21 protein-coding genes are annotated in these 20,353 nt (G+C 70.1%); 12 read left to right on the forward strand and 9 right to left on the reverse strand.

The annotated features are described in order from the left end of the window. Nucleotides 1–19 precede the first annotated feature (19 nt). The 9 genes from MWU75_RS05270 to MWU75_RS05310 all read left to right on the forward strand — a co-directional run bounded on the left by MWU75_RS05270 (nt 20) and on the right by MWU75_RS05310 (nt 8,592). Nucleotides 20–379 (forward strand): ParD-like family protein, encoded by a 360-nt coding sequence (locus tag MWU75_RS05270; RefSeq protein WP_247088726.1) that lies wholly within the window; start codon nt 20–22, stop codon nt 377–379. After that, on the forward strand, nt 379–975 hold the full coding sequence (locus MWU75_RS05275; RefSeq protein ID WP_247088727.1) for a zeta toxin family protein: 597 nt from the start codon (nt 379–381) through the stop codon (nt 973–975). The genes MWU75_RS05270 and MWU75_RS05275 overlap by 1 nt, the downstream gene beginning before the upstream one ends. Before the next feature lie 105 nt (nt 976–1,080). Continuing rightward, nucleotides 1,081–1,431, forward strand: coding sequence for a YciI family protein (locus tag MWU75_RS05280; protein ID WP_247088728.1), 351 nt, complete (start codon nt 1,081–1,083; stop codon nt 1,429–1,431). 100 nt (nt 1,432–1,531) lie between these two features. Then, complete coding sequence (valS, locus tag MWU75_RS05285) at nt 1,532–4,231, forward strand: valine--tRNA ligase (RefSeq protein WP_247088729.1); 2,700 nt, start codon at nt 1,532–1,534, stop codon at nt 4,229–4,231. Nucleotides 4,232–4,412: 181 nt separating this feature from the next. Next, a complete protein-coding gene (locus MWU75_RS05290) occupies nt 4,413–5,147 on the forward strand; it encodes a DUF4129 domain-containing protein (RefSeq protein WP_247088730.1) in 735 nt (244 codons plus the stop codon). Further along, complete coding sequence (locus MWU75_RS05295; RefSeq protein ID WP_247088731.1) at nt 5,144–5,704, forward strand: hypothetical protein; 561 nt, start codon at nt 5,144–5,146, stop codon at nt 5,702–5,704. The genes MWU75_RS05290 and MWU75_RS05295 overlap by 4 nt, the downstream gene beginning before the upstream one ends. Continuing rightward, the gene (locus tag MWU75_RS05300; protein WP_247088732.1) at nt 5,701–6,702 is read left to right on the forward strand and encodes a MoxR family ATPase; all 1,002 of its coding nucleotides are present in this window, start codon (nt 5,701–5,703) and stop codon (nt 6,700–6,702) included. Before MWU75_RS05295 ends, MWU75_RS05300 begins: the two co-directional genes overlap by 4 nt. Nucleotides 6,703–6,712: 10 nt before the next feature. Further along, complete coding sequence (locus tag MWU75_RS05305; protein ID WP_247088733.1) at nt 6,713–8,044, forward strand: DUF58 domain-containing protein; 1,332 nt, start codon at nt 6,713–6,715, stop codon at nt 8,042–8,044. Further along, nucleotides 8,041–8,592 carry a hypothetical protein gene (locus MWU75_RS05310; RefSeq protein WP_247088734.1) on the forward strand — a complete coding sequence of 184 codons (552 nt, stop codon included), beginning with the start codon at nt 8,041–8,043 and terminating at the stop codon, nt 8,590–8,592. Before MWU75_RS05305 ends, MWU75_RS05310 begins: the two co-directional genes overlap by 4 nt. Nucleotides 8,593–8,655: 63 nt before the next feature. On the opposite strand, the gene clpX is transcribed toward MWU75_RS05310, so the two are convergent. The 6 genes from clpX to MWU75_RS05340 all read right to left on the reverse strand — a co-directional run bounded on the left by clpX (nt 8,656) and on the right by MWU75_RS05340 (nt 13,999). Next, nucleotides 8,656–9,930, reverse strand: a complete 1,275-nt coding sequence (gene clpX, locus MWU75_RS05315) for an ATP-dependent Clp protease ATP-binding subunit ClpX (RefSeq protein WP_348647739.1) — start codon at nt 9,928–9,930, stop codon at nt 8,656–8,658. Between the two features lie 190 nt (nt 9,931–10,120). Next, the gene (gene ehuA, locus MWU75_RS05320) at nt 10,121–10,930 is read right to left on the reverse strand and encodes an ectoine/hydroxyectoine ABC transporter ATP-binding protein EhuA (RefSeq protein ID WP_247088736.1); all 810 of its coding nucleotides are present in this window, start codon (nt 10,928–10,930) and stop codon (nt 10,121–10,123) included. After that, nucleotides 10,920–11,558 carry an ABC transporter permease subunit gene (locus MWU75_RS05325; RefSeq protein ID WP_247088737.1) on the reverse strand — a complete coding sequence of 213 codons (639 nt, stop codon included), beginning with the start codon at nt 11,556–11,558 and terminating at the stop codon, nt 10,920–10,922. Before MWU75_RS05325 ends, ehuA begins: the two co-directional genes overlap by 11 nt. Continuing rightward, nucleotides 11,558–12,373 carry an amino acid ABC transporter permease gene (locus MWU75_RS05330; RefSeq protein WP_247088738.1) on the reverse strand — a complete coding sequence of 272 codons (816 nt, stop codon included), beginning with the start codon at nt 12,371–12,373 and terminating at the stop codon, nt 11,558–11,560. The genes MWU75_RS05325 and MWU75_RS05330 overlap by 1 nt, the downstream gene beginning before the upstream one ends. 10 nt (nt 12,374–12,383) lie before the next feature. Next, nucleotides 12,384–13,298, reverse strand: coding sequence for a transporter substrate-binding domain-containing protein (locus MWU75_RS05335; protein ID WP_247088739.1), 915 nt, complete (start codon nt 13,296–13,298; stop codon nt 12,384–12,386). A gap of 299 nt (nt 13,299–13,597) precedes the next feature. Beyond that, nucleotides 13,598–13,999: a hypothetical protein gene (locus MWU75_RS05340; RefSeq protein ID WP_247088740.1), complete on the reverse strand. Its 402-nt coding sequence runs from the start codon at nt 13,997–13,999 to the stop codon at nt 13,598–13,600. 148 nt (nt 14,000–14,147) lie between these two features. Between MWU75_RS05340 and MWU75_RS05345 the strand changes: the two genes are divergently transcribed. After that, nucleotides 14,148–14,732 carry a TetR/AcrR family transcriptional regulator gene (locus MWU75_RS05345; RefSeq protein WP_247088741.1) on the forward strand — a complete coding sequence of 195 codons (585 nt, stop codon included), beginning with the start codon at nt 14,148–14,150 and terminating at the stop codon, nt 14,730–14,732. Between the two features lie 29 nt (nt 14,733–14,761). Here MWU75_RS05345 and MWU75_RS05350 read toward each other — a convergent pair whose 3' ends face one another. Next, entirely contained in the window at nt 14,762–15,337 is a 576-nt protein-coding gene (locus MWU75_RS05350; RefSeq protein WP_247088742.1) for a TIGR03086 family metal-binding protein, read from the reverse strand. A gap of 50 nt (nt 15,338–15,387) precedes the next feature. On the opposite strand from MWU75_RS05350, the gene MWU75_RS05355 reads away from it, so the two are divergent. After that, on the forward strand, nt 15,388–16,206 hold the full coding sequence (locus tag MWU75_RS05355; RefSeq protein WP_247088743.1) for an AraC family transcriptional regulator: 819 nt from the start codon (nt 15,388–15,390) through the stop codon (nt 16,204–16,206). A gap of 138 nt (nt 16,207–16,344) precedes the next feature. Here the strand turns inward: MWU75_RS05355 and MWU75_RS05360 are convergent, their stop codons facing one another. Next, nucleotides 16,345–17,022 (reverse strand): ATP-dependent Clp protease proteolytic subunit, encoded by a 678-nt coding sequence (locus MWU75_RS05360; RefSeq protein WP_247088744.1) that lies wholly within the window; start codon nt 17,020–17,022, stop codon nt 16,345–16,347. A 23-nt stretch (nt 17,023–17,045) separates the two neighbouring features. Beyond that, a complete protein-coding gene (locus tag MWU75_RS05365; RefSeq protein WP_247088745.1) occupies nt 17,046–17,654 on the reverse strand; it encodes an ATP-dependent Clp protease proteolytic subunit in 609 nt (202 codons plus the stop codon). Between the two features lie 227 nt (nt 17,655–17,881). Here MWU75_RS05365 and MWU75_RS20210 point away from each other — a divergent pair, with 227 nt between their 5' ends. Continuing rightward, nucleotides 17,882–20,254 carry an AAA family ATPase gene (locus MWU75_RS20210; protein WP_247088746.1) on the forward strand — a complete coding sequence of 791 codons (2,373 nt, stop codon included), beginning with the start codon at nt 17,882–17,884 and terminating at the stop codon, nt 20,252–20,254. The last annotated feature ends 99 nt before the right edge of the window (nt 20,255–20,353 follow it).

A 20,353-nucleotide genomic window follows, 5' to 3' on the forward strand; every position in this document is an offset into this window, starting at 1 on the left:
ACGGTGCTACCCTAGATTCATGACGAGGACTAGCCAGCCCACGCGCCTCCCCGCCGATGTGTATGAGTCAGCGGTCGCGGCGGCAGCCGTCTCCTCGCGCACGGTGCCTCAACAGATCGCGCACTGGGCTCGCATCGGCCGCCAGCTGGAGATGTCTCCGGGGACCAACCAGCGAGCGATCGCCCAGGTCCTTGCGGGAGCAGCGTCCTATGACGCGCTGGACGAGGAGGAACAGGCTGTCGTCCGCCAGGCGTGGACCGATCGCATGACGGCACTGCGGGAGGCGTTGAACTACAAGGACCAGTTCGTCGCCGCCGGCGAGTCCTACTCCGAGGCGGATGAGGACGGCAACGTCATCATCCACCCAGCGCGCCACTGATGCCGCAGCTGCACCTCCTGGCCGGACCGAACGGCGCAGGCAAGTCGAGTTATGTCCGCGACGTTCTCGCACCGGCGACAGGTTTACCGTTCGTCAACGCCGATGAGATCGCGGCCGCTCGGTGGGCCGGCGCCCAGGCGGAGCACTCCTACGAAGCCGCCAGGATCGCCGAGGCGCAGCGCCGGGAGCACATCGCCGGGGGGACTTCGTTCATATCCGAGACGGTGTTCTCGCACCCGAGCAAGGTCCAACTCGTGGCGGACGCCATCGAGGCCGGCTATCTGGTGCACCTGCACGTGATCATCATTCCCGTCGAGCTCGCAGTACAGCGTGTCCTCGAACGAGAGCGACGGGGCGGCCACTCAGTGCCGGAACGCAAGATCCGTGAGCGACACGAGCGCTTGTGGGCGCACGTCGACGCCGCGATCCAGCTCGCCGACCTCACCGACGTCTTCGACAACAGCAGCGCACGCACACCCTTTCGACGGTGCGCGACGTTCGCACAAGGCACCCTCATCGGCACTCCAGCATGGCCCCGATGGACGCCTGCTGTCCTGCGGCAGGGCCCATCGGGCAGGCACCAGACCGACGACTGATCAGCTGTCTCATTCATGAACTGCCTGTGTCGGTCGATCCCGGCCGTCCTCGTGCGTCACGTGGTGAGGTCGCGACCGCGGCCGCCACATCCCGAGAGGACCCAGATGAGCCGCTACCTGATCCTGCTGCCCGCGCCCGAGGCCGAGTGGGCAGAGCTCCCGGCCGAGGCCCACGAGCACGGGCAGGCCTCCCACGGGCAGTTCCACCAGGACCCGCCCGCCGGCGGGCACGAGATTCTGGTCACCGGCCCGCTCGAGCCCTCGGCCGACGCCACCTCGATGCGACCGGACGGCAGCGGCGGCACCCTGGTCACCGACGGTCCGTTCACCGAGTCGGTCGAGCAGATCGTCGGCGTCTATCTCATCAAGAGCGACGACGAGGCCGACCTGCGCGACATCTGCGCGCGCTCCTCCTCGCGGGGCGAGCTCATCGAGTTCCGCAAGATGGCCGAGTAAGAGCCCAGCGCGGCCCGCCCACCAGCAGGCCGTGGCGACCACACGGCATACGGAGAAACCTGGTTCGGTCCCACCCTGCCGGGATGGGAGAATGCCGCCCATGACCACTGACGCCATACGCACCACGAACCTCACCCCGGTGTCCCTGCCGGAGAAGCCGTCCGTCGACGGGCTGGAGGAGAAGTGGGCGGCCGTATGGCAGGAGCAGGACACCTACGCGTTCGACCGGGAGGCCGCGCTGGCCGCCGACCGCAGCCAGATCTTCGCGATCGACACTCCCCCGCCGACCGCGAGCGGCAGCCTGCACGTCGGTCACGTCTTCGGCTACACCCAGGCCGACTGCCTGGCCCGCTACCACCGGATGACCGGCAAGCACGTCTTCTACCCGATCGGCTGGGACGACAACGGCCTGCCCACCGAGCGTCGCGTGCAGAACTACTACGGCGTCCGGGGCGACGCGACGCTGCCCCACGACCCCGACTTCACCCCGCCGCAGCAGGGCGGTGACACCAAGTCCAGCAAGGCGGCCAACCAGGTGCCGATCGGGCGCGCCAACTTCATCGAGCTCTGCGAGGAGCTCACCGTCCTGGACGAGAAGACCTTCGAGGAGACCTTCCGCCGGCTCGGGCTGAGCATCGACTGGAACGTGCAGTACCGCACCATTGACGACCGCTCCCGGGCCGTCGCCCAACAGGCCTTCCTGCGCAATCTGGCCCGCGGCGAGGCCTACCAGTCCGAGGCCCCCGGCCTGTGGGACATCACCTTCCAGACCGCGGTCGCCCAGGCCGAGCTCGAGGCCCGCGACTACCCGGGGCACTACCACCGGGTCGCGTTCCACGGAGCTGACGGACCGACATACATCGAGACCACCCGACCCGAGCTGATCCCCTCGGTGGTCGCGCTCATCGCCCACCCCGACGACGAGCGCTACCAACACCTCTTCGGCAGCAGCGTCACCTCGCCCCTGTTCGGGGTCGAGGTGCCGGTGCTGGCCCACCCGCTGGCCGAGATCGACAAGGGCTCGGGCATCCTCATGTGCTGCACCTTCGGCGACCTCACCGACGTCATCTGGTGGCGCGAGCTCTCGCTGCCGACCCGCTCGGTCATCACCCGCAACGGCCGGCTCCAGGGTGAGACTCCCGAGTGGGTGGTCGGCGGCCCCGGCGAGCAGCTGTATGCCGAGGAGCTGGCTGGCAAGACCACGTTCAGTGCGCGCAAGGCAGTGGTCGAGGCCCTGCAGGCCTCGGGTGACCTGGACGGTGAGCCGAAGGCCACCCAGCGCAAGGCCAACTTCTTCGAGAAGGGCGACAAGCCGCTGGAGATCGTCACCAGCCGGCAGTGGTACATCCGCAACGGCGGCAAGGACGCCGGCCTGCGCGCCGACCTCATCGGGCGCGGCGAGCAGATCGACTTCCACCCGGCGTTCATGCGCTCGCGCTACCGGAACTGGGTCGAGGGTCTCAACGGGGACTGGCTGATCAGCCGGCAGCGCTTCTTCGGCGTGCAGTTCCCGGTCTGGTACGCCGTGGACGCGGACGGCGAGACCGACTACGACACGGTGCTGACCCCGGACGAGGCTCGGCTGCCGATCGACCCGACGTCCGACGTGCCGGAGGGCTACACCGAGGACCAGCGCGACCAGCCCGGCGGCTTCACCGGCGACCCGGACGTCATGGACACCTGGGCGACCTCATCGCTGTCCCCGCAGATCGCGGCCGGGTGGCCGCTGGCCGGTCGCGCCGACGGTGAGCTGGGCAACGACAGCGCGCTGTTCGCCAAGATCTTCCCGTTCGACATGCGTCCGCAGGGACACGACATCATCCGCACCTGGCTCTTCGCGACGGCGGTCAGGGCGCACTTCGAGCACGACTCCGTGCCCTGGACCAACGCCTACATCAACGGGTGGATCCTCGACCCCGACCGCAAGAAGATGTCCAAGTCCAAGGGCAACGCCACGACACCGTTGGGCACCCTGGAGCAGAACGGCACCGACGCGGTCCGCTACTGGGCCGCCGCCGCCCGCCCGGGTGTCGACACCGTCGACGACGCCTCGCAGATGAAGGTCGGGCGCCGCCTGGCGATCAAGATCCTCAACGCCAGCAAGTTCGCCCTGGGAATGGGTCTGCACGAGGTGCCCGAGGGCGCGCAGCCGCCGCTGCCGGATGACCTGCCAACACTGGTGGGGCGCGTCACCGTCCCGCTGGACCGCGCCATGCTCGCTGGACTGCTGCACGTGGTCAGGCAGGCGACCGAGGCCTACCAGAACTACGACTACTCCAAGGCCCTGGATGTCACCGAGTCCTTCTTCTGGACGTTCTGCGACGACTACCTGGAGCTGGTCAAGGAGCGGGCCTACGGCTCGGACGCCACCCTCGACCGGGCCGCCGTGGAGTCGGCCCGCGCCGCGCTGCAGGTCGCGCTGGACGTGTTGCTGCGGCTGCTGGCCCCGGTCATCTCCTTCGCGACGGAGGAGGTCTGGTCCTGGTGGCACGCCGACTCGGTGCACACCCAGCCGTGGCCCACGGTCGAGGAGATCGCCGGCGGCGCCGAGGGCGCTGACCCGCGGATGCTCGAGGTCGTCCGGCAGGCCCTGGCCGGGGTCCGTCGGGCCAAGTCCGAGGCCAGGGTGGGCATGCGCACGGAGGTCTCGGCGACCACCGTCAGCGGCACCGACGCCGACCTGGACCTGGTGCGAGCTGCCGAGTCCGACCTGCGGGCAGCCGGCAAGGTGGTGGGTGAGGTGTCCTACGCCTCTGCCGAGGTGCTCACCGTCTCCGGCACCGAGCTCATCACTGCCTGAGCCCGCACACCCCACCTCGACATTCCCCGTCCCACGCCCCCGACGCGGTCAGCACGCCTCGTGGGTCAACCCAGTGCGCCCTGACGACCACCGGTTTCCCCACTGAGAGCCGCCCGGGGACTGAACCGGCCGACCGTGTCGAGGTTCGGTGATCGAACGGCAGCACACGTAAGGTCGGGGCATGCACAGGGGCAAGGTGATCGCGGCGGCCGCCGTCGCCGCGGTCGTGCTGATCCTGCTCACCTGGGGCAGCGGTTCGGGCACCTCGGTCCTGTCCCCGCCCTCCGGTGAGGTCGGGATCGACACGCCGACCCAGGAGGCCCCGCAGAACGACGATGTGCAGATCACGACCACCGCCCCCGAGCTGCCGGTCGAGGGGACCGCGCCCGCGCTCGACTGGCTCATGGTGTTCTTCGCCCTCGTCATCCTGGCCATCGCGGTCAAGTTCCTCCAGTGGCTGCTGCGCCGCGACTGGGACCGGGACGAGCCACCGGTCGACGAGCTTGACGACGACCTGGGTCTGCTGCTGACGGCGACCTCGGAGGAGGCACGCCGGGCCGCCCTGGCCGAGGGCGAGCCGCGCAACGTCGTCGTGCGGTGCTGGGTCGCGCTCGAGGACGCCGCCTCCGCCTCCGGCCTGGCCCGCGACCCGGCAGAGACCGCCGCCGAGTTCACCCGCCGCTTCCTGGGGGTCTGGGACGTCGACGAGGCCTCCACCCAGGAGCTCGCCGAGCTCTACCGGGAGGCCCGGTTCTCCCGGCACCCGGTCGCCCAGGCCACCGGCGATCGCGCCGTCACCCTGGTCGGGAGCATCCACGACCAACTCGCCGCAACCAAGGCACGCGCGGCCGCGGAGGACACCCGCACCCCGGCCGCGGAGGACGCCACCACTACCACGGACGGTGGGCACCCGTGATTCCCGCGGGAGGTGGCCAGGGCACCCGACTCGTCGCCCGCAGGTCCAGCACGCGGCGGGACCGGTTCACGCGGGCGATCGCGTCGTTCCTGGCGACAGCAGTCGTTGGCGCCGTCCTCTGGTACATCAACGTCCTCCGCTTCGACCTCACCGTCGCAGTGGTCATCGCGCTCCTGGTCGGCGCGGTCGTGACCCTGCTGAGCTGGGTGATGTCCGAGGAGTCGGTGCGCCTCAAGCCGGCCTACTGGTTCGCCTCGATGCGCGAGGAGTCGGTCCGGCCCGCGGCGCTGGACTACCGGATGCTGCGGCTGCGCCGCGACCTGCGGGACGCGACGGAGCGCAGCGACCGCACCGACGAGATCTACTCGGTCATCAGGTCACTGGCCGCCGAGCGGCTGATGGCCAACCACGGCATCGACCTCGACGCGGACCCGGACGGCGCGGCCGCGATGATGCACGCCGACCTGATCAAGTACCTGTCCAAGCCCCCGACCGGCACCGCCAAGCGCAGCAAGCGCGACATCGCCCGAGCACTCGACCGAATCGAGGAACTGTGACCACCCAGCCCACCCCCTCCCTGATCATCGCCCAGGTCTCCGACCGGGTCGCCAGCGTGCTCGACCAGGTCGAGACGGCCGTCGTCGGCAAGCGGGCGGCCCTCACCCTGGTGCTGTGCGGCATACTCGCCCGGGGTCACGTGCTGCTGGAGGACTTCCCCGGGCTGGGCAAGACGCTGGCCGCCCGCTCCTTCGCGCAGAGCCTCGGACTAGAGTTCACCCGCGCCCAGTTCACCCCGGACCTGCTGCCCGCCGACCTGACCGGTGCGTTCGTCTACGACCAGAAGGCCGGCGAGTTCGAGTTCCGCAAGGGACCCCTGTTCACCGGGCTGCTGCTGGCCGACGAGATCAACCGCACACCACCCAAGACCCAGTCCGCGCTGCTCGAGGCGATGCAAGAGCACCAGGTCACCGTCGAGGGTGAGACCTTCCCGCTGGCCCAGCCCTTCCACGTGCTCGCCACCGCCAACCCGGTCGAGTACGAAGGCACCTACCCCCTCCCGGAGGCCCAGCTGGACCGGTTCCTGCTGCGGATCTCCTTCGGCTACCCCACCGAGGAGGAGGAGTATGACGTGCTGCGGCGCCGCGTCGCCCGTCAGCAGGAGGACCAGCACCTGGCGCCGGTCACCGACGCGGCCGGGCTGCTGCAGATGCAGCAGGTCATCGAGACGGTCCCGGTCGAGGAGGACATCGCGCGCTACTGCGTGGCGCTGGCATCCGCGACCCGGCAGCACCGGGCGGTGCAGGTCGGCGCCTCACCCCGCGGCTCGCTGGCGCTGATGCTGACCGCGCGGGCGCACGCCGTGGTCGACGGTCGCGACTACATCACGCCCGAGGACGTCAAGGCGGTCGCCCACGCGGTGCTGGACCACCGGATCTCGATCAAGCCCGAGCTGTGGATGTCCGACCTGGGCGGCGCCGGGGTGGTGGAGGCCGTGCTCGCCGACGTCCCGGTGCCCTCGGCCCGCCAGTCGACCGGGGCCACCCAGAGCGTCTGAGGCAGACCGCATGAGTTTGGGCACCCCGTCCGCGCGGACCCACCCGGACAACCGGTGGGCGGTCACGCACGCCCACGCCCGGGCCGTCCTGGTCTTCGCGCTCGCCGCCCTGGGCGCGGTGCTGACCCAGCGCCCCGACATACTCCTGCTCGGTGCCCCCCTGGGGATGGTGGCCCTCTGGTCGGCGATGACCCGGCCACGCACGGTCCCGGAGACGCGCCTGGTCATCCCGGCTTCCCACCTGCGGGAGGGCCAGTGGAACCGTGCCGTGGTCGGCGTCACCACGACCGATCATGCTGAGCTGACGTCGTCGTCGCTGATCGGTGGCCCGCACGTCGAGCTGGACCCGGACCGAGGTGCGCGGACGCACCAGGTCACGGCCGCCGACCGCGAGCGCGGGGAGGTGCACCTGATCTCCCGGGTCCGGGCCGACCGCTGGGGGCTGCGCCGGATCGGTCCGGCCCTGGTCGGCGCGACCAGCCCGTGGGGCGCCTTCCGGTGGGGGCCGGTGCCGCTGGAGCACCAGGTCATCAAGGTCCTGCCGGACCCTGCGGTGTTCGACACGGCCGCGCCCGCCCCGCACCCGCAGGGTCTCGTCGGGCAGCACCGGTCGCGGCGTCCCGGGGACGGCAGCGAGTTCAACACGATCCGGCCCTTCCAGTGGGGCGACCGCCTGAAGCGCATCCACTGGTCCCGGTCGCTGCGCACCAACGAGCTGCACGTCACCTCCAGCTACGCCGACCAGGACACGCACGTGGCGATCCTGGTCGACGCGCACTACGACCTGGGCCGTTCGGTCGCCAAGGAGGGTGCCTCGAGCTCGCTGGACTACTCGGTGCGTGCCGCCGCCGCGGTCGCCGAGCACTTCCTCCACCAGGGCGACCGGGTGAGCCTGCAGGTCCTCTCCGCGCGCACGCCGCTCACGCTTCCCCCCGGCACCGGGCGCCGGCACAGCCAGCGGGTGCTGGAGACCCTCTCGCTCGTGCAGGCCCAACCCCAGGACCAGATCGACCCGCGCCGGATCCGGCGGGGCATCGGACCCGGCTCCCTGGTGGTGATGATCTCCGCGCTCGTCGCGCCCGCCCCCCTGGCCCAGGCCGCGCTGCTCAGCCGCAGCGGCCTGCAGGTCGTGGTCATCGACGCCCTCGTCGACGATGTGCAACCACCCGGGGAGCAGGACGACATCGCCCGGCTCGGCTGGCGGATCCGCCTCCTGGAGCGCGAGGCCGAGCTGCGGCGCGTCCAGGCCAGCGGGGTCCCGGTCGTGCCGTGGCGCGGGCCGGGCAGCCTCGACCAGGTCCTGCGCAGCCTGGCCCGCCACCGGCAGGGGGCCGCCCGATGAACCCGATGAAGGACCTCATCGAGGACCTGCGCTCCCTCAGCCCCCAACAGGTGCTGCTGCGCTTCGTCATCATGGCCTCGCTGCTGGGCTTCACCACGGTGCTGCTGATCGCCGGTGAGTCCTCGATGTATGCCCTCATCGTGCTCGGACTCCTCGGCGCGCTCTGCGTGCTCAACCCGCACACCGTGCTTCCCGGCGCCGTCCTGGTCTACTGCCTGGCCGTGTGGTGGGCCGGCGTCCCCGAGCCGATGGTCCCGTTGGCCGCCCCCGCCGGCGTGTGCCTGCTCCTGCTCCACACGGCGTGTGCCCTGAGCGCCGCGGCCCCCGCGCAGGCCCAGCTCCCGGCGACCTGGTTCGGGCAGTATGCCGTGCGCCTCGCCTGGGTCGTCGGCGCCACCCTCGCCCTCTCGCTGGTCGCCTACGCCCACGAGGCGTGGGGTTACGGCGGCGGCCTGACCGCCGTGATCGCCGCGCTGCTGGCGCTCGGGCTGGGGATCGGCGTGCACTACTGGGTCGTCACGACCAAGCAGGACACCCCGAGCTCCTGATCACCGGGCGTCCCCGTGCCCGGCGGCACCGCGTTGCGAGAGCCGCGGAGCACCCGGCTCGGGTCAGGCGGACTCCTTGCGGGCGGCGCGCTTGCGGCTGGTGGGCTGCTTGCGGACGATCGTGGGGTTGACGTTGTCCAGGACGACCTCGCGGGTGACCTCGACGCGGGTGATCTCGTCGTCGCTGGGGACGTCGAACATCACCGGCATCAGCACCTCCTCGAGGATCGCCCGCAGGCCGCGCGCGCCGGTGGCCCGCAGCAGGGCCTGCTCGGCGACCGCGTCGATGGCGTCGTCGGTGAACTCCAGCTCGACACCGTCGATCTCGAACATCCGCTTGTACTGCTTGATGAGGGCGTTGCGCGGCTCGGTGAGGATGTTGGACAGGGCGGCGCCGTCCAGCGGGGAGACGGTGGTGATGACCGGGAGCCGGCCGATGAACTCCGGGATCAGCCCGAACTTCATGAGGTCCTCGGGGAGCACGTCCTCGTAGCGCTCGCCGGAGTCCTTGGCCGAGTGCAGCTCGGCACCGAAACCGAGGCCCTGCTTGCCGGCGCGGGCCTCGATGATCTTCTCGAGCCCGGCGAAGGCCCCACCGACGATGAACAGCACGTTGGAGGTGTCGATCTGGATGAACTCCTGGTGCGGGTGCTTGCGGCCGCCCTGCGGGGGCACCGAGGCCGTGGTGCCCTCCAGGATCTTCAGCAGCGCCTGCTGCACGCCCTCGCCGGAGACGTCACGGGTGATCGAGGGGTTCTCGGACTTGCGGGAGATCTTGTCGATCTCGTCGATGTAGATGATGCCGCTCTCGGCCTTCTTCACGTCGAAGTCGGCGGCCTGGATGAGCTTGAGCAGGATGTTCTCGACGTCCTCGCCGACGTAGCCGGCCTCGGTCAGGGCCGTGGCGTCGGCGATCGCGAACGGGACGTTGAGCATCCGCGCCAGGGTCTGGGCCAGATAGGTCTTGCCGCACCCGGTCGGACCGATCAGCAGGATGTTGGACTTGGCGATCTCGACGGCGTCCTCGCCCTTGCGCCCCTGCCCGGCCTGGACCCGCTTGTAGTGGTTGTACACGGCCACGGACAGGGCGCGCTTGGCGGTGTCCTGGCCCACGACATACTGCTCGAGGAAGTCGAAAATCTCACGCGGCTTGGGCAGCGTCCCCAGCCCGAGGTCGCCGGACTCGGCCAGCTCCTCCTCCATGATCTCGTTGCACAGGTCGATGCACTCGTCACAGATATAGACCCCCGGGCCCGCGATCAGCTTGATGACCTGCTTCTGGCTCTTCCCGCAGAAAGAACACTTCAGCACGTCGCTGCTCTCTCCCATGCGAGCCACAGCGCTTCCCTTCGGTCGACTACCAGCACCCGGGGCGGTGCCTTGTGACGACGCTACCCCGATCCCTCCCCGGAGCGCAGTTCATATCGCGACGGTGGGCGTGTTTCGCGGGACTGTCCGCTGATAGCGCAACCCCGGCCGGTGGGATCCGGCCGGGGTTGTCGCAGGCGTTGAGAGCAGTCCGAAGACCTCAGATCACCGCCTGCAGGAACTTCTGGGTGCGCTCGTGGTCGGGGTCGGAGAAGATCTTGTCCGGGTGCCCCTCCTCGATGATGTGCCCGCTGTCGAACATCATCACCCGGTCCGAGACGTCCCGGGCGAACTGCATCTCGTGGGTGACGATCAGCATCGTGATGTCGGTGCTGGCCGCCACGTCCTTGAGCACGGCCAGCACGTCGCCGACCAGCTCGGGGTCGAGCGCCGAGGTGACCTCGTCGAGCAGCAGGATCTCGGGGTCCATCGCCATGGCCCGGGCGATCGCCACCCGCTGCTGCTGCCCGCCGGACAGCTGCGAGGGGTGGGCGTCGACCCGGTGGCTCAGCCCGACCTTGTCCAGCAGCGACAGGGCGTTCTCCCTGGCCTGCTCCTTGCTCTGGCCGAGCACGTGGATCGGCGCCTCGATGACGTTGTCCACGACGGTCATGTTGGGGAACAGGTTGAACTGCTGGAAGACCATGCCGATGCGCTTGCGCACCTGGGCGATCTGCTTGGACCTCAGCTCGACCCGCTTGCCGTCCTGCCGCGCGTGGGTGAGCGGGTCCCCGTCGACCCAGATGTAGCCGTCGGTGAGGTGCTCCAGGGTCATCAGCAACCGCAGGATCGTGGTCTTGCCCGAGCCGGAGGGCCCGATGAGAGTCACCCGCTCGCCGTGGCCCACCGTGAAGTTGAGGTTGTCCAGCACCGTGGTGCTGCCGAACCGCTTGACGACGTCCTCGAACTGGACGCGCGGGACGCCACCGTTGCCCTGGGCGGGCGTGTCTGGGGTCTGGTCAGTAGGCAAGTTTCTTCTCCAGCTTTCGCATCAGGACGGCGGTGGGATAACTGGCCACCAGGAACAGCACACCGGCGACGGTCATCGACTCGACGTAGGAGAAGTTCTGACCGCCGAACTCGCGGGCCTTGGTGACCATCTCCGGCACCGAGATGAAGATCAGGAAGGGGGTGTCCTTGAACATGGCGATGGCCCAGTTGCCCAGGGAGGGCAGGGTGTTGCGGATCGCCTGCGGCAGTATGACGGCGCGCCAGGTCCTGCTCGCCGGCAGGGAGAGCGCTGTGGCGGCCTCCCACTGGCCCTTGCGGATCGACTCGATACCGGCCCGGTAGGACTCGGCCATGTAGGTCGAGTAGTGCACGCCGAAGACCAGCACCCCGACGGTCATCGCGCTGAGGTTGTTGAACGCGTAGTAGATCACGAGGAGGTGCACCGGTAGCGGGGTCATCCGGATGAAGTCGAGGACGAACCGCAGCGGTGCGGCGGCCCACCCGGGCAGCTCCCGCAGCCCGATCGCCCAGACCAGGCCGAGGAGTGCCGCCAGGATGGACGACAGCACCGTGACCACGAGGGTGATCTTGAGGAACGCCTCGAGCAGGATCGGGATGGACTCCAGGAAGAGCTGGTTGTCCCACATCAGGAATCACCCTCCCCTGACGCTGACGCCGACCCTGAACCTGAACCTGACCCCGAGCCGGACCCGGACCCTGACCCTGACCCGCCGGAGGCGACAGCACCGGAGAGCGCCTGGTCGGCGTCCTTGCGTGCCTGGGCGATCTCGAAGTCGCCGAGGCCCAGCTTGCGCTGGGCGCGGCGCTCCATGACCCGCATGATCGTGGAGACCGCCAGGGCGATGACGTAGTAGATGAGCATGGCGCCGATGAAGGCGGGCCAGGTGCCCACCTGACGGCGCAGCTGCTCCGCCTCGAACGTCAGGTCCGCGAGCAGGACCAGCCCCACGACCGCGGTGCCCTTGACAAGCATGACCATGAGGTTGTTGAAGCCGGGCAGCATCAGGGCCCAGGCCTGGGGCCAGATCACCCGCCGCATCTTCGTCATCCACGGCATGGACAGCGCCGTGGTGGTCTCCCACTGGCCGGAGGGCACCGCGTTGAGGGAGCCGCGGACCACCTCGGCGCCGTAGGCCCCGTAGTTCAGCCCGAGGGCCACGATCGCGGTCCAGGTGGACCCGAGGTCAAAGCCGGTGAAGGTGGGGATGACGTAGAAGATGAAGAAGAGTTGAACGACCAGCGAGGTTCCGCGGAAGAGCTCCACGATGAACCGCGCGATCACCTGCAGCCAGCCTGGCCCCTGGTGCTCGGCCAGGCCGAGCAGGACCGCGACGATGACCATCAGCACGGCCCCACCCACGAAGGCCACGAGGGTGGCCGTGAGGCCATCCTGGACCAGTCGGAGCAGGACCGTGCCGAGGTCGCTGAAGAACTCGGTCACCGGGTCGCGATCAGTTGCCGGCCTGGTCCGCGGCCTCGTTGGCCGCCTCCAGGTCGCCGTCGCAGAGCATCTGGGCGGTCAGGCCCTCCGGGGGACGCTCGGCGTCGGTGAACCCGAACTCGCCGACGAGCTCGAGGAACCGGTCCTCGTCGCCGACGATCTTGGCCAGCTCCTCGTTGTAGGCGGCGAGCAGGTCGGTGTCGCCATCGCGGAAGACGGTCGAACCGGCGCTGATCTGGGCGAGGTCGTCGACCACGGCCACGAAGCCTCCGGTGGTCTCCACCCCGGCATCGGGGTTCTCCTCGGCCATGATCCCCAGCGTGATGTTCGTCAGGGCGAACGCGTCGGCCCGGCCGTTGACGACGGCATCCATGCCGTCCTGGGCCGAGTTCACGGTCATCGTGTTCTCCAGGCCGAGGTCGTCGGCGTAGCCCTGCTCGATCGCGCCGGACTGCACGGCCAGGGTCAGGTCGGATCCCTCGAAGCTGCTGAAGTCGGCCAGCCCCTCGGGGTTGCCCTCCGGCACCATGAGCGTGCTGGTGTACATGAGGGTGGGCTCAGCGAAGGCAGCCTTCTCGCACCGGTCCGGCAGGATCGACATACCGGAGGAGACCGCGTCGTACTCACCCTTGTTCAGGCCGGGGATCTGGGCGTCCCACTCGACGAGCTGGCCCTCGACGTTGTCGATGCCGAGCTCGGCGAAGATCGCCTTGTCGATGGCGTAGGCAGCACCCGTGAGCTCACCGCTGTCGTCCTGGTAGCTGTAGGGGATCTCGCCGGCGTAGGCGATCTTGATGGTGCCCTCTTCCTGCGCCCGCTCGAGGGTGTTGCCCTCTTCGGAGTCGCTACCGCAGGCGGTCAGCACCAGAGCGCCGACGGTCAGGGTCACGGCCAGCGCGCTCCTGCGGGTCTGTGACGTGGTCATAGATGGTCCTTTCGGTTGGACGAGGCTGTCGCCTTCGCTGCCGCGTGCGTGGCTGCACGGTGAGACGTCGCCCCTCGGGGACTATGAATCGCAGTCCAACGTAGGGAAGGGTTCACGGGACCACAACCGGGCGCGCCCAGCCGCAGTCGCTCTCAGGGCGTGGATTCGGCGCGACGACGCGCCGTTGACCTGCGGAAACGTCACGGCGTTGGGCCGGCGTCGGATTGTAAACAATTGGTCAATTGTTATCGAGCCGCAACCTGCACGGTGTCGCCGGTCACACCCGAGCCGGCTGCAGCTCAGACCAGGAGCAGCCCGAGACCAGCACTGACGACCCCGATCGTGAGGCTCAGGGCGCCCAGCCAGACCAGTCCGACAACGCGGTTGGGGCGCTGCGGCTCGCGACCGATGACCGACAGGAAGAAGCCTGCGGGCATCAGGATCGCGGCGAGCAGGATGCCGTTCGTGAGGGTCGACCAGGGACTCGCCACCCCCGCGAGGTCGACGTAGAGGGTCGCGACGAGGCCCAGGATCACCAGCACCCCGGCATGGGCGTGGCCGGCCCGGAAGAAGGACTTCTGCAGGTCGTTGCTGGGCACCCCGCCCGTGACGACCCGGAGCAGGAAGGTGCCGCCGAAGGCGATCGCGACGACGGTCAGCAGGACGATGCCACCGGTCTGGGCAGTGCTGGCGCTCAACATGGTGCGTCTCCTCGGTAGGGCACGGTGTGCCTGCCGCTGCGGAGGAGCAGTCGGTGGCACGAGACGTGACCCTGAGTCTTGGCACTGAATCTTTCCACTGGAAAGACTACTCGCCTCCGCCGGAAATTGCCAGCGGTAAGATGACCGGGTGCACTATCACCATGGAGACCTCCGTCGGGCCATGCTCGAGGCCGCGACCACCGCCATCGCCAGCGACGGCGTGGACCGGCTGAGCATCCGCGGCCTGGCCCGGGCCACCGAGGTCAGCCACACCGCCTTTCGCCATCACTTCGGCGATCGGCGGGGGCTGCTGTCCGCCCTGGCTGCGGAGGGGTATGCCGGGATGGCGCTGGCTCTGGGGGCGGTCGACCGCACCGGGCCGGAGGGCTTCCTGGAGACGGGCGTCGCCTACATCGAGTGGGCTCTGGAGCACCCCGCGCACTTCCAGGTGATGTTCCGTCCCGAGCTCGTGGACATGGCTGACCCGTCACTCCGGCAGGCCCTGGACGGCCTCGGTGCCGCCCTGATGATCGGTGCGGCAGACTTCGCCGGCCGCGACCAGGCCGGCGACCCGCGCACCAACCCGCTGGCGCTGGCCGCATGGAGCCTGACCCACGGCTTCGCCGCGCTCGCCCTGGCCGGCAACCTGCCGACCGACGGCCGGCCGGTCGGGGACCTGGCCCGGGACGTGCTGCGCCACCTCGCTCTCCCCACATCGCCTGGGCACGGCTAGCGGCCCAACTTCGGGAGGGCACTCAGGTCTCAGCGGGCGTCGCGGCCGAGCCTGGCGAGCACCCGGACCTGTCGGGACTCGTCGTCGGCCACCTCGACGGGCTGGGCGCAGATGCCAGGACCGTAGAGCTGCTCCCCGAAGCCCGGAATCGCGGCCTCGATCTCGTCCAGCTCGCCAGGGCTCAGCTCCTCGTCCGCCCCGAGGGCCCGGGCCAGGTCCCAGCGATGCACGATCAGGTCCCAGCCGTAGAAGCCCGCCATGGTGGCACCGATCGTCGTCCGGCCGAAGTGGCCGTCATACTCACGGGGTCCGATGTCCGGGTCCTCGAGGAGGTCGATGACGGCCTCCACGTGCTGTCGCCAGAGCTCGCGGGGGCTCTGGTCGGTCGCCCGGTCGATCGTCAGGTCCCGCGCCGTCAGGAAGCTGCGCTGCGTGTCGATGAGGTGGTCGACCAGGTCGCGCACCGCCCACCCCTCGCACGGGGTGGGGCGGTCCCAGTCCCCCTCGGTCGCAGGGTCGAGCAGTGCGGAGATCGCGGCGGCCTTGGTGCGGTAGTCGGCCGCAGGCCCGGTGGCCAGACGGTCGTGTGTCTGCTGTGCGTTCATGACACCAGCCTCGTCCATCGACGGGCCGGGGTCTTGCGATAATCCGACAGATGTCAGCAGCGCATCCCATCGACCGGGCGCGACTGACCGAGCGCGCCGACGCGGCACCACCGGTGCACCGCTACGGCCCGCCCGCCGAGCTACGGGAGGTCGTGCGTCACTACTGGGTGCCGGTGTGGGATCTCGGGGCCGGCATCACCCGCACCGAGCAGGTCCTGCAGTACCCGACCTGCCTGATCGTGGTCTCCGGGACCTACGCGCGGTTCTACGGCGTGGCACGTGGCCTGTCCACCGTTGAGCTCGCGGAGTCCGGGTGGGCAGTCGGTGTCATGCTGCAACCGGGGGCCGGTCAGGCCGTGGCCGGCCAGGCGGTCTCCCATCTCGTGGACACCTACGCCGACCTGGGCGAGTTCCCCCGGTTGGCCGCCTTGGTGCCGCGCGTCCGGGAGGTCATGGCGCCCGACCCCTCAGATACTGAGGCTCACGTCGCCGCGATCCGTCAGGTGGAGACGAGGCTGGTGCGGAGCGTGGGCGCCGAGGGCCTCCGGCTCAACGCGGTCGTCGAGGCCGTGGAGTCCGATCCCGACCTGCTGACGGTTGGCCACCTGGCCCAACGGGTCGGGCTGGGTGACCGGGCGCTGCAGCGTCTCACCGTCGGCCTGCTGGGGCTGACCCCCAAGTGGCTCATCCAGCGGCGTCGCCTCCACGACGCCGCGGACCAGCTCAAGCACGGGCAGGTCAGCCTGGCCGACCTCGCCTCGGATCTCGGCTACACCGACCAGGCCCACTTCACTCGGGACTTCCGCGCCGTGACCGGCTACACGCCCGGGGAGTTCGCCCGGGTGCTGGGACGCGACGCCCGCCGGTGACGGGCCCGGCGGAGACACGACAGAGCGGGCCAGTCCCGGTGGACTGACCCGCTCCGGACCTGCCGTCCGTGTGTGCAGGTAACGCGCCTGCCGTCCGTGTGTGCAGGTAACGGGCGAACCCGCGCACCGCGCCTGGCCTCAGAGGGCGGTGGACGCCTTGCGGGACTCCAGCACCTCATCGACCAGGCCGTAGGCCTTGGCCTCGGCCGCGGTCAGGATCTTGTCGCGCTCAATGTCCTTCTTGACCTGCTCGGGGCTCTTGCCCGAGTGCTTGGCCCAGGTCTCCTCCAGCCAGGTGCGCATCCGCAGCACCTCGTTGGCCTGGATCTCGATGTCCGAGGCCTGGCCGTAGTCACCACCGGCGAGCGCCGGCTGGTGGATGAGGACCCGGGCGTTGGGCAGCGCGAAGCGCTTGCCCGGCGCACCGGCCGCCAGCAGCACGGCGGCCGCCGAGGCCGCCTGGCCGATGACGAACGTCTGCACGTCGGGCTTGATGTACTGCATCGTGTCGTAGATCGCGGTCAGCGCGGTGAACGAGCCGCCCGGGGAGTTGATGTACATCAGGATGTCTCGGTCGGGGTCCTGGCTCTCCAGCACGATCAGCTGGGCGATGATGTCGTCCGCGGACGCGTCGTCCACCTGGACCCCCAGGAAGATGATGCGGTCCTCGAACAGCTTGGTGTAGGGGTCCTGACGCTTGGTGCCGTAGGAGGTGCGCTCCTCGAACTGCGGCAGGATGTAGCGGCTGGAGGGACCTGCCCAGGCGGCCCCGGCATAGGGGCCCTGCGGCGTCCCGGCGAACTGGTGCGAAGTCATGTCTGCTCTTCTCTCTCGTCGGGTCAGGCCTTGGCGCCCGCGTCGTCGGAGTGCTCGTAGACGTGGTCGACGAAGCCGTACTCCTTGGCCTCCTGGGCGGTGAACCAGCGGTCGCGGTCGGAGTCCGCCTCGATCTGCTCGACCGTCTGCCCGGTGTGCTGGGCGATCAGCGCCGCCATCTCCCGCTTGGTGTGCAGCATCTGCTCCGCCTGGATCTTGATGTCGCTGGCCGTGCCGCCGATGCCGCCGGACGGCTGGTGCATCATCACCTTGGCGTGCGGGGTCGCGTAGCGCTTGCCCGGCGCACCGGCCGAGAGCAGGAACTGGCCCATAGAGGCCGCCAGGCCCATCGCAACAGTCGCCACGTCGTTGGGCACCCACTGCATGGTGTCGTAGATCGCCATCCCGGCGCTGACCGAGCCGCCCGGGGAGTTGATGTAGAGCCAGATGTCCTTCTCGGCGTCCTCAGCGGCCAGGAGCAGCAGCTGGGCACAGATCGCGTTGGCGTTGTCATCGCGCACGTCCGAGCCGAGGAAGATGATCCGCTCCTTCAGGAGGCGGTTGTAGATCTGGTCGTCCAGTCCGGCCACCGGTCGTTCGCTGGCCGCGACGGTCTCGCTGTTGCTCACCATCTGCTCCATCTCATCGCTGGGGGGTCGCGGCGGGCCGCGCCCTTCGTCAGTGACCCTAACGCCAGGATTCGCTGGGGCACTCCCGCATTCGGTCCGTGTTCGCCCTGAGCGCAGCCACCCCTCCCCGACAGGGTGGTGAGATTCTGCCCACCGGACGCGTGGTCCTGCGGGAATAGCCCTCGACCACCGATGGTTTTACGACCTCGATCTTCGACGTGAGGGGACCCGTGACCAGCGACGAGCAGGCCCTGGACAACGCGATCCGCGACGAGCAGACCTATCTCGACGGGCTCTACTCCCGGGTCGATGAGCTGCGCGGGGAGGTGGACCGAGACCTGACCACGGTCCCCGTCGGTCACGGCGGCAGCGCACAGGACCTGGTCGACCGGGACGCCCGGATGGCAGCGCTGGCCGCGCGGCGCTCCGACCTGGAGCGGGCCGAGAACGGCCTCTACTTCGGGCGCCTCGACCGCACCGACGGTGAGCGCCTGCACATCGGCCGGATGGGTCTGCGCGACGCAGACCTGACGCCGCTGCTCGTGGACTGGCGCGCCCCCGCCGCGGCCACCTTCTACACCGCGACCGCCGGCTCCGGGTCGGGCATCCGGCGCCGCCGGCACATCCGCACCGAGCGCCGCGTCGTGACCGGGGTCAACGACGAGCTGCTCGACCTCGCGCACCCTGGCGCACGCGGTGCGGTGGATACCTTCGTCGGCGAGGGTGCGCTCATGGAGGCACTCACGGCGCACCGCACGGGTCGCATGAGCGACATCGTGGCGACCCTCCAGGGCGAGCAGGACCGCATCATCCGCTCGGCCGCCGAAGGCATTCTCGTGGTCCAGGGCGGGCCGGGCACGGGCAAGACCGCGGTGGCCCTGCACCGGGCCGCCTACCTGCTGTACACCTATCCGCGGATCGCCGAGAGCGGGGTGCTGGTGGTCGGGCCCAACGCGGCCTTCCTGTCCTACATCGAGCAGGTCCTCCCCTCACTCGGTGAGACCCAGGCCGTGCTGATGACGCCTGGCACGCTGCTCCCGGGGATCGAGCCGACGCGTTCCGAGCCACCTGAGGTGGCGGCCCTCAAGGGACAGTCGGCGATGGCCGCGGTGATCGCGGCAGCGGTCGCCCAACGGCAGGCGCCCGCACGGGCCGCCGAGATCGTCTTCGACGGCGACACCTTCCGTCTCGACTCCACGGTCATCAACGCCGCCCGGGAGCGCGCGAGCCACGGGCGCCCCGGCCACAACCGGGCCGGCAGGGCGTTCCGCGAGGAGATGTGGAGCCTTCTCACCGACCTGGTCGTGGCCCACGGCGAGCAGCTGCTCACCGACGTCGAGCGCGGCTTCGAGGCGGAGGTCCGGCGGTTGGACGCCTCGTTCGATCGGGACACCGACCAGCTGCCCGGCCACGTGGGGGGCTCCGGCACCGAGGTCAGCGGCACGGTGGCCGCCCACGAACACGAACGGCTGCGCGCCGAGCTCGCGGCCGATCCGACTGTGCGGGCCACCATCGAGGACCTCTGGCCGGTGCTCACACCCGAGCAGTTCCTCGATGACCTGCTGTCCGACCGGGACCGCCTGCAGGCTGCTCTGGCCGCATCCGGTGCGGACCTCGGCCGGGAGACCGGCGACGCCGCAGACCTGTTGCACCGCTCCCGCGGCAGCGGCTGGGGCCTGGCGGACATCGCCCTGCTCGACGAGGCCGCCGAGTTGCTCGGCGTCGACGACTCGGACGCGACGGCCGCTGCCCGCGCCGCTCGCGAGCGCGACCTGGCCTACGCCCGACGGGTCCTGGCCGGGAGCGGCACCCGCGGCGTCTCCGCCGAGGCGATGGCCGACCGGTTCGCCGAGAGCGACACTCGCGTGCTGGCCGAGCGGGCGGCGGCGGACCGCACGTGGGCCTACGGCCACGCGGTCGTCGACGAGGCCCAGGAACTGAGCGCGATGCAGTGGCGGATGCTGCTGCGCCGCGTGCCCTCCGGGTCGCTGACCGTCGTCGGCGACATCAACCAGACCTCCTCTGCCGGGGGCAGCACCTCCTGGAGCTCGCTCGCGGCGCAGCACCCGCGTCGGCGCTGGACGGTGGTCGAGCTGACCGTCAACTACCGCACGCCCCAGGAGGTGATGGACGCCGCGCTCCCGGTGCTGCGGGTGCTCAACCCCGCGGCGACCGAGCCCGTCTCCGCGCGAACCGGCCCCCACCGGCCCTGGCGGCTGGAGGTCGCCGACGACCTGGTCGCGGTGACCGCGCGGCTGGCCGCACAGGAGCACGCCGCCCTCGAGGGTGGCCACCTGGCGGTCATCGCACCACCGGCCCTCGTGCCGGCCCTCGCCTCCGCCGTCGCCGCGGCGGTGCCGGGCGCCTCGTCCGGGGCGGACCTCGACCTCGGCTCACGGTGCGTGGTGATCGATCCGACCCAGGCCAAGGGGCTGGAGTTCGACGGGGTCCTGGTCGCCGACGTGGAAGGTCTCCTGGCGGCACCGCGCGGCCACAGCGACCTCTACGTCGCGATGACGCGGACCACCTCCAGGTTGGGGCTGCTGCACACGGGGCCGGCGCCGGCGGCCATCACGCAGGTGCCCACCCGGCCGGCGAGCTGACCCCCGACCCGGGAGCGCACGGCAAACTGCCCACCGCCACGACCCGGGAGCACACGACATACTGCCCACCGTCCCGGGTCGCCCGGACGCGGCTCCCCA

The sequence above is a fragment of the Ornithinimicrobium sp. F0845 genome (assembly GCF_023015765.1).
GTDB lineage: Bacteria > Actinomycetota > Actinomycetes > Actinomycetales > Dermatophilaceae > Ornithinicoccus.